The following is a 14,410-nucleotide window of genomic DNA, read 5'->3' as shown; positions in this document are numbered from 1 at the left end:
AAGCTGAATTAAGCGAGTTGGTATGCCAGCCTGCATATTCAATTGAACACGAGTGCTTTTGATTGAGTAGAAATGTTTTAATCTGTGTGGACTTTCATTAGACGAAATAAATTGCTAGTATCATTTTTGATATTAATTCTCATTTTCATTTGCTTTGGGTTTCATGGTATTTGCAAAGTTGGTACATGGTTTGATCGGATGATGTTGCGTCTATATATGTGAGCACTGTAAATCAACAACTTGTTTTCTTTCTTTGCCAAATGGGTGGTTAAGCTAGGTTCCTTGTGGAGGAAATATGGAACAACTTATTCAAGATTATAAAATGCTACTAATCGGAGAGCCTAACATTAGGCCCATTGTTGCGGCTATGCAGCTAGGTGTGAGTGAAGCTGAGTTGCTAAACGCACAGCTGGATGAGCCTGTTACGTCTCGAGTTACCAGATTAGATGAGCATAAAATCGCGGATTTATTAAAAGGATTTAAAAAGCTTGGAAAAGTGATGGCTTTGACTAGAAATGGCTCTGTGGTGAGCGAGATAACTGGTTTGTATGAAAAGCTCTATGTTACAGGGCACAGTAACAAACTTAGTGCCGTGGCCATCAATCCAGGAGGGATTGATCTGCGGCTTTTCTTGCACAAATGGAAAAGTGTATTTCTTGTTGAAACGGATAAGCATACTAGTTTTCAATTTTTCGATGAAAATGGTCGCGCTGTACATAAGGTATATATGACTGCAGACGCCGACTTTAACGAGTTTGTGAACCTTAAAGCACGCTACCAGCTAACACATAGTCACAAGTTGGATGTAACGCCTTTTGAAGTCCTAGATACTAATATTAGGGACTTGAGTACTGCGCAACTAGATGATTTTAGGTCGCAGTGGGGCGAGTTAAATGATGTCCATCATTTTCCAAAGCTTTTAGAGACATACAACCTTGAACGCTTGCAGGCCCTTGAAATCGTTGGCTCACCATGGAGCTTTGAGCTACAAAGCTTTGACCTTGCAGATATATTTCAGCAAGCAAACATGTTTAAGCAAGAGATTATGGTATTCGTTGGCAATCCAGGTGCGGTACAGATCTTCTCTGGAAAGGTTGAAAACCTCAAACAAGTTGGCCCTTGGTTTAACGTATTAGATCCTGAGTTTAGCCTGCATATAAAAGCAGACGACCTAACCCGCGCGTTCGTGGTCAGAAAACCCACGGATAACGGCAATACTGTGGTTACCTCTATTGAGTTTTTTGATGCCAATCGCGAGACTGTATTAACGCTGTTTGGTCGCCGAATTGAAGGCAAAAAACAAACCGATGAGTGGCAGGCGCTATGTGAGCGATTGATCCATAAAGGACGGGTTGCGGCGTAATACTTGAGCTATAGAAAAGCTATCCTCTACAATCAGCTAAATTGAAAAGGGCTCTATAAAAGAGCCCTTTGGTTTTCTAGTGCCAAATAGGCGTGACTTCTGAGACCAAAATTATTCGTTTAGAGACGGTATTTTGCTGCACATTCTCCATTCTTGTCGCCATTGCACTATGGCAAAGTGGGCGGGAAGTACCACGTTGACACTCGTCCATAATCACTCCTGACCCCACTGGTAATTCAGCAAAGAGCCGAAGATCTTGGGTACTGACATTATCTATAGGGGTGTTTACCGCGACACCGTCAGCTATCACAAACTCCCCGCCTGATACATTCTCTCTGGCCAGCGTAAGGATTGAGGTAATCGTTTGATGACTTAACCCGTCGAAATGAAGCGTATTTGGGGTTACTAAGCAATCCGCATGAGGTGTCGGATAATAGCCAATAAACTGATGCTCAACATGGTACGACGGTGCTGGAATTGAATGTTGGATCAAAAATTCAGTCAGCGCTGCTATTACTGGGTGGTTGCAAATCAATGTACCGTCAGTGCAATGTGTTATTGCTTTGAACCATCTTTGTTTACCCCCTGCGTCCGGGTTTAGTTGTTGAGACAAGCCGTAAACATAGTATTGGCCTCCTTGTCTATTTTCGGGGCTGATAAGGTGAGTGTTAGCGTCCTTGACGGTATAGCGCACGATACCTCTTGCATTTTGGCCGGATGGAATATAGGTGTCTAAGCCTAATTCAGGTTCTACCTGCTTCAGTAACGACTCAATATCTTGTCGTGAACCAACGTTTAAATTTGGCAAAGAATATTGGCAGAAACCATTTCTTAACAATGTAGTTTTAGTCATCTTTGATTCTCCTATCTGTCTTTGTTGATTTGTTTTCTTAAAAATTTCAATAAGCTTTTTCATACTCACCCCATCTGATGTGTTTTGGTATTTATAGGTTTCCATTTAACTGCATGATTGTGAAGGAAAAATAAGGAATAAAAACGGAATGGGAACGGAAATTTATAGTGGTTTTATAAGTGACTTATTTATTACGTTGCTAAGCTTTGATGTCTAGATAGGGGCAGTGAGCTTTGTGAACAGCCTTCAGTAAATTGCAAATTATAGAAGGTTGCCAATTCAAACCCGCATTGCATCCAGGAATGATATTTCTGCAATTTTGTGCCAAGCGATAGGGGTGGTTATTTCTACCTTGACAGACTTGTCCGGCAATGAATTTGCGTCTGGTTTCGCTGACAAAGTCCGATTGATAAATGTGCAGAGCAGTTAGTTAGCTAGTATCGGTATGATTTTAAATAATTTTATTCCAGTGCCAAGTAATGGTCATTGATATTCACAATGATGCAAGTTACCGAATGGTAGTTACCTTCATAATTTATATTTAAGTAACAAAGTGAAAATAGATTTGAAAATTGTGTTCTAATTGTATAGAAATGTAATCTAAATGTGGTTTTTAGATCTGTAAGTGAGATTTTTGATATGCCTAAGGGTAAGGAGCGCGAAATGGAACAAGTTTATAACTTTGCGGATGAGGTGCAATTAGAGTCCTTAAGGCAGCTGATTGTTGAGAAGATTAATCAAAACGGACTATCCGAGCAGCAAGTTACAGACAGTGCTTACATGAGTGATAGAAGTCTTCGCAATTATAAGACGGAAGGCTACTTAGCCAGTTTAGCGCCACTCTCGTCATCGACGGTAAGTAAGCTAAAGAATCTATTGACTGCGCTTAATATTGAGCCTGAAGAAGCGCTGGAATACCACCAAAAGCGAATAGAAAATCAACAAAACAACCACCACTCAGACCCTACAAATCAAAATGGCCAGCAAAGCAATACTCAGTTTCAAGGGTGCACCTTTAACGGCGGGGCGAATGCTCCAAATGTTATCACTGGTAATAGGGATATTACGCTTAATTTTGGTGCTAAAGATTAAAGGTAATCTTAAATTCTGATAAGGGGTGGCTTAACCCTGAAAATGTAAGCTAGTTAAGAAGCTTGTATCTCTATAACGAAGTGCTCGTTTTTAGAAGCTATTAAGGTTTAATTACTTCTTTTTTATATTTAAAAGTGATTTTATATGAGTGCGGATCCAAAGGAAGCGGAAGCTGGTTCAAGCATTGGCATTGAAACCAATGCATATGAGAATGATGTTCCTCAGCAACTGAGCCAGTTTGATAGTAGTACGTTTGAAGAGGCCGTGATCCAAGGGAACAGAGATGTTCAGGTCAATAACTATTTTTCAAACGCTGACAAGAAACCATTGAAGTATGAAGCACTTCAGTTAAGAACGTTTCCAAAAATTGCGAGTAATGAGGTCATTTTAGATGACATCAAGTTAGCCGAACTTAACAACTTCCTCGTTTGTCACAATTGGCTGATTATTGGAAAAAATAACGAGAATGCCTTTTATCTCTCAGAGGCTATCGCTGCTGCTTTACAGCACACCGACATATCATCTTACTACATACGTCACAATTCATGTCGAATGACTGAGTATTTAGAAGCAAGATTTCCTTACGTAGAAAGTCAACACGCTTATGTTATTAGGCAACCAATAGAAGACCTAGAAAGCTTCGAGCGCTTTATCGAAACCCGTGAAAATCTAAATGCACTAACGTCTAAACTAAAAGCACGTAAGGCGACGCTGCTTATGGTATTGGATAGTAAAGGCGATAGTGACTGTCCTAGAAGGATCCAGGAATACCTGCGTTTCAACTCTGTAAGTTCTATGCTTGGTTATTGGCAGCCTGCAGTTCACTTTACACATGACCCATTACCTGTGGCAGCACTAGATAACGACGACTGGTTGGACTGTTTAGTTATTACACTAACTTGTTGGTTTAACAATATGCCACTGGTGTTGTTTCAAAATGCAATTGCTAAGGCATTTGACCATAAATTAAAACAAGCTAAAGAAATAGGAGAAGGAGTCGAAGCGTTAACTCATGCTTATGCTCGTTGGCAGCAAGATCCTGATGCGTTTTTAAAATTAGCTGGGCTTGAGCTCACATCACCGTCGGGCTTAGGTATTTGTTGTATCAGGCTAAGTTCGATTAAGCAGGCAAGCGTATATCGAGAAAAGTTGCTTACAAACAATCCATTCCAACTAGCTGTACTCTCGCCAATTATTGAGGAAGTCATTTTTGATCAGGATATAACAAATGAACTCATTGACATAGATGCACTTTTTTCAGACCTCGCCTACTTCTACTTAAAGCTTTCTGAAGTCGGGGTAATTACTATTAACAGTGACTACCTATTAAAATTATTTGAACGTTATCGTCAGTGTCCAAATTCAAAAATAATTCATTTTATCTCATTTGTTAGGGCGCTCTCTTATCAAGATAGATTCAAAATAGCCATCGATGAATTTATTTATCAACTACTAGGGCAAGTGGAAAAGAAAGAGAAAGATTTAATATCTATTTCAGACTTAGAAATTCATATTGACAACTGGGTGCCAGTATTTAAATCAACCTATGAAAATAAGCTTAAAGAGATGGTGTGTGATTTCAAAAATCACCTCTATTATTTGTTTAATACTCTAGCCTATTCAATTGAATTTGAAAGTGAGTCTGAAGTTTTGTCATTAGAGTATATATTTTCTAAAAGCTATGAGCTTGGGTTGGATAAGAGTAAGAAATGTCCTAGCTTTGCGCTGCTTCGCTACTATTTTTCAGGGTATTTATATAGCGACTCCTTTCACTTATTAAAAATACTAAAAAGTATACCTTCCGATAGTGAGAAGTGTGTTTTAACTTTAATGATTGTGAGACTTTTTGTTTTTAGTCTTATGCATCGTGTGTTAGAGGGAAATAACCAAGTTGATGATAAGGCTACCTCCTACTTGATTACGTTAATGTTTGAAGAGGGGGCGGAAGAGTTAATTTACCAATTGCTCGCGATGCCAAGTTTGAGCGAAAGTCTAAAGAAGAGAAACATCACAGCATTTTTAACCACATCAATTTATATAAAGCAAACGCTGCTCCAAGCGCAATATATCACCGATGAAAGCGAATATGAGCATTACGACATGATGCTTACGGAGTTAAATGAAAAATTCAAACGATTGAATCAATTGTTTGCCATTGCTTGCACCAGAAAACAGTACGAGCAAATTAAAGCAGATTTAAGAATTCAGCGAGATAAGGCGGTAGAGCAGTACAGAAATTGTATATCAGATAAAGAGTTGAGGATGCTACTAAAGCTAAAAAAAGGCGTGTTAAGCGAAGCTATTAAACAATTTAAAAAACCTAGAAGAGAATCCTACCATGCATGAAAGCATCTCTAATTTGAGCAACTTAATCAGAAAAGTCGATACTAACTTTCACAATCCGAGAGTTCATGGAGAAGGATTTGTTGTCACTTGGAATAAGAAAACCAACCAAATCGTAACCAAGCAAGGTTTGCTATCTGATTTATTTAATAAGAAACATTATGAATATTTCTTTGTTAAATCTCATACAAAACCAATCGTCATTAGCAAAATTCCATTTGAATGGCATGAAGGTGCAAGTGAGATTGCACTAGAGTTTTACGCTACCTTTCAGCTTAAAATTACAGATCAAACTGAAGCACATAAGTTAGTCGAAATCTTGAGTATGTCGGGCACGCCGGAAAAAGGATTATTTAATTTAATAGATAAGCACCTGCATCACTGCATGTCGAAAATGTATAAGAAATGCTTGGACTCACAAAATAGCAACTTATTGGATGAGTTTTATCAGCAAGAGCTACAGCGTGGAGAAAGCAGTGAATTAAACACTTCGGTGTGCGAGCAAATGCAGCAAGAATTAAAAGGAATGGATTTTAATATTGGCTTTACGTTGCGTAATGCACCAGAGCGATATGCCGAATTTAAATATAGTACCAAGATAAAAGAAACGGGCTTAGAAGTAACGTCCGAATGTCAAATGACATTGAATAACTATCAAGCCTATCGCAAGTCTGAAATTAGCGATATCGAGGGGGTGGTAGCACACATGAAGGCGGGTATTGAGAGAGCAATCCGTCAGCATATTTTGGGCAAATCTGAAATGGATCTGCTGAGCAACTTCAAAACGGCAACGAGTCAAGACGTCTCTATCTCCGATCAGGTTAAAAATAGTGTTAAGCAACAAGCTACTGCGATTGGTTATGAACTTAATTCATTTCATACATTACCAAACATTGCTCCGCTGAGGTTATTAAATGGGTTGATGCTCACGTTTGATAAAGAAGATGGCGCATTTAAAACGGGGATGTTTGGTAGCCGTGTACGGTTAAATATTCGCATGGAAGTTAAGGCGAAAGAAGGAGAGTTTGAGAAATACCGTCACTTATTTGCAAGTAGTGAAAACGACAATCAGATTGATTTGTTAGCAATAACGCAAGCGCAAATTCTCGACAGAATAAAAGTACTAGTACACGACATTTGCAAAGAAGTGATGTTGAATGACAAGTTTAATCATTACAAAGCATTAAGTCAGTTTGAAGAATTAATCCGGCCTCAACTTGAAAATGAAATTGGCAAACGATTAAGTGAACAACATGGCTTGGTGGTAAGTATTAAGTCACTTATGGCAGTTGAATCTGAAGATGCCATGAGGCTTGAAGAGCTAAGAGGTAAAAAAATACCAATCCAATTTAAGCATTTTTTTGGTGGACAAGACGGGATTGGTGCCGAGTATTCATTCAGTGGTGCATTTGAAGTGCTCGGTCTAGTCGTCAGTGACGCCGGTGGTGAACATAGTTGGGAAACGTTTGAAAAATGGGATTTTGGTTACCGAATTGATTCTCCTGAGCGTCATACCAACACCGCCCTTAAAGGGAATGACGATAGAGTCTGTAAAAAATTGGCGATTGAGAATGAACTAGAAGATATAAAACAGGAAGTTATTAGGCTTTTCAAGGCATCAACATTACTTATCCCTTCCATTACGCTTTGGGTGAATAAACGCGAGTATAACGCAAAGTTACAAGATGAATTGCTCTGTGAGGTATCAGCTCTGTTGAGGCGCAGCCGAGGAATGGATCTACTGATTGAAAGACTAGAAATTAAAGACGAAAGCCTGATCCAAGCGCAGCTTGATAGTCGAGATCGTAAGCTCAAATCAATTGCCGATGTCGATAGTATGCGTTTAGAGCAGCGTTTAGTTGATTTAAAACAAAGCAAAGACGAAAAGCAAAAGCTTGCGGACGAAGTTACAGAAAGAAGATTGAGTTTCCTGCGCGACAGCGATGATTTTGAGGACTTACTAGACGAAAAAGAGCGTATCGAAAATGATTACCGTCATTTAAATACTAAAGAGTCGACCATAGAAGAGCTACTGCCAGCCCCTAACAGCCATGCCTCGAGCGATATCGAAGAATTAGCTGATGTACTTACTAAATCCAATAACCAGTGGGAAACGAACGATGAAAAGTAGAAAAAACCTTGTTGCTGCTTCAATCATGACAGCTTTGCTATCCGGGTGTGCAATGACTGACGACACTCAAACTCGAGCTGAGGGAGCATCGACAGGTGCACTCATTGGTGGTGCGCTTGGTTTGGTGTTAGGTGACAATAAGCAAGCCGCTATGATTGGTGCATTGATTGGTGCTGTTGCCGGTGATCTTTATGCCAAGAGTGTGGTTAAGAAGAAGCAGGATTACGCTAATACTGAGTTATATATGCAAGATGTGATTAAAGGGGCACAAGAGAAACTTATCGCAGCAAAAAATGAAAGAGAAAAAATTCATTTGGAAATAGAAGGTTATACCGCGCAGTTAGAAAGCATTGAGGCAGAGTCTCAAAAACGCAGTGCTGAGTATAGTAGCTTAGAAACGCAAAAAGATAGCCTGTCTAAAGCGGTTTCCAAGTCAGCTAAGTTAGTCGAGATATTGACTGAAGAAATTCAGTACCAAAAGGACGTGCTGGCACAAGAAAGAGAAACCGTTTCTGTGCAATTAGCCTCACATAGTGAAACGGTTATTCAACAACTTCTTGCTGAAAAGAACGAGCTAGAAGTCATGCAAGCCCAGCTAGCTTCATTAGATAGACGGAAATTATATTAATGCTGAAGCGGGTTATATATTGCTTGTTTTTGTCTTTGCTAGCAGGTTGTAAGACGACAGGTGATCCGACAACTGGTGGGTTGTATGGATGGAGCGAAGAAAAAGCAAAGCAACGACAGGCACAGCTAAACCGAAGAGTAGTGGATATCGAAGCTCAAATGAATGCGATTGAAGAAGAAAATCAAGAGCTTGAAAGTGACAAGGTACAACTAACACAGTTGATAGTAATACAAAGTGAGAAGTTAAACGCTTTAATTGCAAGCCATGATGCGTTGCTGGATAAGATAGAAACATACAAAGGTCTTGAACATATTAATCAGACAAAAATTAGCCAGCTGAAAACACGTTACCCATGGCTCGGCCTGAGTCGAGAGGAGGTATTGAGACAATTTCAGGAAGCGGCAAGCGAATCACGACAACAGCAAATGCTAAACCAGCTAGAGAGTGAGCTTGAATCACTAGCACAAGAAATAGATATGATACTTTGAGTAATGTAGATGTCGATTAAACCAATAAAAGCACAATATTATTGCAACAATATAGAACACTGCAGCAATGCTCGGGCGCATAAGTTATTTACTAAATCATATGCCAACAAGTGTGGTGTTTGTGCTCAGCCATTACTGTTTGCGCGTTGGCATTTTTCGTTTGTCACTTCCTTTAGTTGGGTACTTTGTTTATCAACATTGGCAGCGCTATCTTATCCATATTTTTTTCCTAAAGAATATGGAAATATTACTTTTTCTGGTGTGAAGACTGAAGTTCAAGAGTCTAATGCCGTTGTGGAAGTTACTCTTCATCGAACAACAGGCATTGATTTAGTACAACAGATAGAGTTGATAACAGAAGATGGTACTGCAAAAGCAGCTGAGGACTATCGAGCCCTTGATATTGCTTTACAGTTCCAGCCTGGTGAAGTGCAAAAATCAATAAATATTCCTATTATTCCTGACTCCGATGTCTATGAAAACAATGAAATGTTTTACATTAAGCTGAAAAATGTGAAAGGGCAGCCGTCACATATCGTGATGATTGTCGAAGCTGGAGTAAACAAAGACTTAGTGGAAAAAAGCAGCCTTTTGGTAAGTAACCTTTCAGCTCTTGCAGCGGACCTTTCGAATGATTTGAAACAGCTTGAGATCCTTGGTAACTATCTGTCAACCAAAGAAAATCCAAAGGCGAACTTGGTCAAGAATTACCGTAATACTCAAGATAATATTCAAAGAGCGAGAGAAAAATACATCGTTCTTTTTAATGAAGCTTTAGATTTGGACCCTAATGTTTTGAGAAATGCATTGGATTCCCACCTTGAAGCGCTGAAAAAACAACAGTTTCATACTCAATATGAAGCAACAACTGTGATGAAAGCTCAGTTACTTGACTACTTGAGTTCCAGAGTTTCTAACTCGCCTAAGTGGCTCGAGGAGTTAGGTGAGGTAGTAAAGCTTGAAGTGAAAGCAAATAACAATGGTAGTGTTATCTAATCTGAGTTGCTTATTTATTGGGCTAACTTTCAACTAAGCCAATGGGCAGCGCACTCAGCGCTGCTGCATACTCCCCATCAACAGAAGTGAAAATCGAGAGAACTTTTGTTCATTATTCGACGAGTTAGCAATAGCTCATTGAAGCACCCTCAAATACTGCGAGCCTTTGGTTTACGGTGTTTAAGTTCAACCATTACATCGAACTACAATATTTACCTGTAAAACTTTCAAACAAAACGATTGCTGACTAAAGAACTGGCAGAGGGTTGTCTGTAACTGACGTTTGTAAAAATACAGAGCTAATTTGAGATCCTTTTATATCAAGTGCTACAAGTAGCACCTTGCTTTACTTCCAATCTATTTCCTATTTCTTTCCTAATCCATTAACTAATTGATATTAAATAGCTTATTGGTTTGTGAATTTTCCAAATATCGGCCTCTGGCATCTGCCATTATCGCCTTAACCTTATGTCTATCGGGCAAACAAGCAAACGCCTGATGTAAGGTGAACTCTGGCTGCAGACAGATTTTACCTCTCCTTTAAAAGCAGAATGAGAGGAATTTACTATGTCTTTTAAAATAGAAGCATGTAATTTAAATAATATTGATGTCGCAGTTAAAACGTTGAAAGAAAACTATGTGGAAAACTTTCCAGCTATCAGAGTTACTAAAGATAAAATCTTAGGTAAAGGTATTTCTCTATACCTACTTAGTGATATAAGCCAAGTTCCACATAATCCAATAGCGACTTTTGGACTGAGCAGTGCGTATGACGATGAAGATGTTTGGAAAGAAGTAAGGGCATCATTAAGCGATGACTTTGACCCTAAAAAGGATGCAGTTGTCGGCCAGCTTAGTATATCGAGTAAAGATGTCGCAATTACCAGAGTCGTTTATGGCCTGTTATTAGATAAAGCACAACAGATGGGTTATGAGCGGTTGTTTTTTATCCTGAGAGGAAATGTTGATTTTTATAAAAAGTTATTTAACGCTATACTGATTAAAAGTGATTGCAACTATGATATTGGGGTTGATAGAAAAATATCTGCTCTAGTTGTTGAAACGAAAGAGATAAAGCAAAGGGGCCTTCGCTTCCTAAATCGAAACTTATCATCTTGCTTTAATAAGAGTGATAGTCTAATTAAAAGGGAAATTATGAATAAATCTCATTGGGATGAATATAGTAGTGCATTTGACTCTATTATTACTCCACCACAGGTTGAACTTTATAATACAATTGCTCCGCTGTTGTCAGGAGTTGTACTGGATGCTGGATGTGGAAATGGAAACTTAGCCGCTTTTGTTAATGGTGAGGTTTCTACTTATCACGGCGTCGATACATCTCTTGATATGGTGCAAAAAGCCAACGCCAATTTGCAGAGACTGAAAGAACCACAGCGATTTCAAGCATTTCATGTCCAACTAGAAGAGTTTGTTAATACGCATCAATACGACGTGATTACATTAATAAACAGTGTTTACGCGATGGATAATCCGTCTTTGGTTTTTAAACACTGCTATAACTTACTTGCTCCGGGTGGTCTGTTAATTATCGCAAACCCCAATGAAAACATGACAAAATCTCACATGGAAATGATGATTGAGTTGTATGAATCGCAATTTAGTGGCAATCCTGCTGTTGCAGACTTTAAGAGATTGAATTTACAATTTGTCACACAATACCAACATTCGTTTTATACTTTAGATAAAGTTGAAGGTTGGCTAGAACAAGCTGGACTGTCTGTAACAAACCGAGACTGCACTCACTTTCATGGTGCAATGAATTTAATCGTAGCTAAAAAGTAGGAAAATAAAAATGCGCTATCAAGATCTAGTCGATTTGTTGAATGCTTCGAATCAAGCAGAATACACTGCAAGTTTTTATCGTGCCATATCACATATCGGATTTGATAGCGCAATTTATGGTTTTTTGCCAAGCCATGAATTTGTTAAACACTTGAACCAAATGCCTATCATACTAGCCACCGAAAACGCCCCTCTCGATTATTTAAAGTACTATCAGGAAAATGAAATTTTTAAGCCTGAGACAGATATCTTCGTAGCTAAAATACTTGCTGGTCATCGAGAGCCAATAAACTGGTGGCGGGACCTACATGGTTTCAACCCCACAGAGTTACAAGTTGCTACCTTGACCCATGCAAAAAACGAATTTGGTCTCAATAACGGTTTTGTCGTCCCGCTCATGTGTGACCACAGAGGCTACGCTTGTGTTACTTTGTATAGCAATTTAAGTGATAAAGACTTTAATCATCTGGTACAGGAAAATGAAGAACAAATCGGGTTATTTTGCTCGGCGTTGAACAGCAAAATCTTCTCAGATCCAAACTTAGTTGCCGAGTTATACGACAATTATATAAAAATGAGCGATACAGAGCGTCAAGTGATGCGATACTTGGTTTCGGGGAAACCGATGAAGCAAATTGAAGATCATATTGGAATAACCTATCGCTACGCTGCAAAAGTAATTGATAAGTTTAGAAAAAAGCATGGAAATGTGCCAAAAGATAAATTGCTATATTCGCTAGGGCACTACTTTAGTTGATTTAACGCTAGTATTTCATATCTGATTTATCGTACTAACGGACGAGTTTATCTTCAATATGGCAGGCTCCTCTGAGCGAGGAGTGGATATTAATGCTAACTTATTTTTGGACAGAAATGAGTTTCGGAAAACTGAACATTAGCATGTCATGAATAACTTCAGGTATGGTAAATGACTTACCTTACATGCAGGACCTACCAGATTGGTTCTAAACTTCTGCCTTGCGATGTCTGCACATCTGATGAAAACACTAAGGCACACCTCTTTAAGAGCAAATCACACAACTTACTTATGGAGGGGAATAGGGCTTGTTCAGCACTATGGATAAGTTTCACACAAAGAGGTTAAGGCTAATTATCTTTAACGGTAGGCATTTGATATGAAAAGAATTATTATAACAGAAAGCAAAAACCCGAGAGGGACTATCTAGTAGTCTGTCTCGGGTCTTCATATAAACTGCTGCAGGCGCATGATAAAGTCAGTGGGGCCTAACAGCTGCTATGAAAAGGATTATAGATAATAATGGCTGAAAGTCAACAAGCATACCCATACAATGAAGTCATAGAAGATACTCAGAAAAGTCGAGCCGAACATATAGAGATTGATCTTTCTAGCGAAAGGCTATTGCCTTACTTTAATGATGGAAAACAAGACTGGTATATAGCTTTCAATCTCTACCTTTACAATGCTAGGTTGTCGAAAGCATTCTTGTACCCACTTCACATTTTAGAGGTAACTTTACGAAATAAATTACATGAGTTGTTTTGCTCAATATTCAACGATAACTGGCCAAATGATCCCACTTTTATGGCCATGCTTAACCAGCATAGTTCAAACTCTCTATCCAAAGCCAAGCAAAAAGTTAACAATCGCAGTCCAGAGGATATTACTGCAGCTCTTTCGTTTGATTTTTGGTCTAACATCCTTTTCAGATCAGATTATACAGATTTTTGGCGTACAAATTACTCTAAACTAAATATCCATCGCCCAAAATTCAAACAGTTCAAAACTAAGATTAACGAAGCTAACGACCTGCGTAATCGTATTGCTCATCATGAGCCAATTCTAAGACTAAACTGTTCAAATCTTCATACTGAAATTTTAACTGCAATTCAATGGTGCTCATTTGAAACGTACCGATGGACTAAAGAGCACTCAACAGTCCCTGTGGTACTTCGAACTAAACCCGCACCCACAGGTAACCCACAACCGTTACTGGGAATAAAAGCCGACAATGATTTTGCTATAGTTCAAAGTACTTTGACATTGGACTCTATGCCAGAGAACGCTTTCATAATTTGCGAAGATAAAGAAATTATCATCACAATCTCAGATATCGGTAGGTACCTGCTATCGAAAAAAGATAAAAACGACTTGATGATAGAGCTGCAAGAACACACTTTAGAAATGGTGATAAAGTCGAACCAATTAAGTAAAAATTTTATTGTGTGTAGCCAAAATGAAAGCTATGTACATACCAAGAAAATCTTCAGTAAGAAAAGAAACGGGTTTATTGTTGTAAAAGATTTGAATATGGAGACTCTCGGCGTAATCCAGCAACCTCACAGGCAACTATAAGATACCTCAAATTAGGAAAAAGCCTCAAATGATATGAGACTAATTTGGTACAATATGCCGTTAACCTAACGCTTATTTGTATTAGTTCATACTACTCACATCCAAAATGAGCATGGTTTTATACCCTTTCATCAGATTAGATTTGGTAGGGAAAACACACGCCCCTAAATTTTATAGAGTATTTGAACTAACGGACTTTGGGGCAAATGCGAGTTAGTACCAAACGTCCGCTTTTTAACACACATACAACAGCCAAGTTTAATTTAGCCCTGTTAATCTGGTTTATTAACGTCTGGTGGTTTAGCTGTGGTCTCTAATTAAGTCAACTATGGCTAGGTTTTATGGCCCACTCATCAAATTGTGCATGAGTGGGCC

11 protein-coding genes are annotated in these 14,410 nt (G+C 38.7%); 10 read left to right on the top strand and 1 reads right to left on the bottom strand.

Translation table 11 applies throughout. The features are described from left to right. Nucleotides 1-295 precede the first annotated feature (295 nt). Nucleotides 296-1,363 carry a ChuX/HutX family heme-like substrate-binding protein gene (locus DS891_RS08750; protein WP_102058371.1) on the top strand — a complete coding sequence of 356 codons (1,068 nt, stop codon included), beginning with the start codon at nt 296-298 and terminating at the stop codon, nt 1,361-1,363. A gap of 76 nt (nt 1,364-1,439) precedes the next feature. Here the strand turns inward: DS891_RS08750 and DS891_RS08745 are convergent, their stop codons facing one another. After that, nucleotides 1,440-2,216, bottom strand: coding sequence for a 2OG-Fe dioxygenase family protein (locus DS891_RS08745; protein WP_010603771.1), 777 nt, complete (start codon nt 2,214-2,216; stop codon nt 1,440-1,442). 663 nt (nt 2,217-2,879) lie between these two features. Here DS891_RS08745 and DS891_RS08740 point away from each other — a divergent pair. The 9 genes from DS891_RS08740 to DS891_RS08700 all read left to right on the top strand — a co-directional run bounded on the left by DS891_RS08740 (nt 2,880) and on the right by DS891_RS08700 (nt 14,035). Next, nucleotides 2,880-3,308 (top strand): hypothetical protein, encoded by a 429-nt coding sequence (locus tag DS891_RS08740; protein ID WP_174169546.1) that lies wholly within the window; start codon nt 2,880-2,882, stop codon nt 3,306-3,308. A gap of 144 nt (nt 3,309-3,452) precedes the next feature. Beyond that, complete coding sequence (locus tag DS891_RS08735; protein ID WP_174169545.1) at nt 3,453-5,654, top strand: hypothetical protein; 2,202 nt, start codon at nt 3,453-3,455, stop codon at nt 5,652-5,654. Beyond that, entirely contained in the window at nt 5,647-7,782 is a 2,136-nt protein-coding gene (locus tag DS891_RS08730) for a hypothetical protein (RefSeq protein WP_174169544.1), read from the top strand. The genes DS891_RS08735 and DS891_RS08730 overlap by 8 nt, the downstream gene beginning before the upstream one ends. After that, entirely contained in the window at nt 7,772-8,410 is a 639-nt protein-coding gene (locus tag DS891_RS08725; protein WP_010603767.1) for a glycine zipper domain-containing protein, read from the top strand. Before DS891_RS08730 ends, DS891_RS08725 begins: the two co-directional genes overlap by 11 nt. Then, complete coding sequence (locus DS891_RS08720) at nt 8,410-8,898, top strand: hypothetical protein (RefSeq protein WP_010603766.1); 489 nt, start codon at nt 8,410-8,412, stop codon at nt 8,896-8,898. The genes DS891_RS08725 and DS891_RS08720 overlap by 1 nt, the downstream gene beginning before the upstream one ends. A 9-nt stretch (nt 8,899-8,907) precedes the next feature. Further along, entirely contained in the window at nt 8,908-9,894 is a 987-nt protein-coding gene (locus DS891_RS08715) for a Calx-beta domain-containing protein (protein ID WP_174169543.1), read from the top strand. Nucleotides 9,895-10,461: 567 nt separating this feature from the next. Then, entirely contained in the window at nt 10,462-11,700 is a 1,239-nt protein-coding gene (locus DS891_RS08710; protein WP_174169542.1) for a bifunctional 2-polyprenyl-6-hydroxyphenol methylase/3-demethylubiquinol 3-O-methyltransferase UbiG, read from the top strand. Nucleotides 11,701-11,710: 10 nt separating this feature from the next. Next, entirely contained in the window at nt 11,711-12,457 is a 747-nt protein-coding gene (locus tag DS891_RS08705; protein WP_174169541.1) for an autoinducer binding domain-containing protein, read from the top strand. Nucleotides 12,458-12,979: 522 nt separating this feature from the next. Beyond that, nucleotides 12,980-14,035 (top strand): Abi family protein, encoded by a 1,056-nt coding sequence (locus tag DS891_RS08700; RefSeq protein ID WP_174169540.1) that lies wholly within the window; start codon nt 12,980-12,982, stop codon nt 14,033-14,035. Nucleotides 14,036-14,410: the final 375 nt, after the last annotated feature.

The sequence above is a fragment of the Pseudoalteromonas sp. JC28 genome (assembly GCF_013319255.1).
In the GTDB taxonomy this organism is placed as follows: domain Bacteria; phylum Pseudomonadota; class Gammaproteobacteria; order Enterobacterales; family Alteromonadaceae; genus Pseudoalteromonas.
The sequence above is the reverse complement of the archived record's forward strand: the minus strand, read 5'-3'. Positions and strand labels throughout refer to the sequence as shown.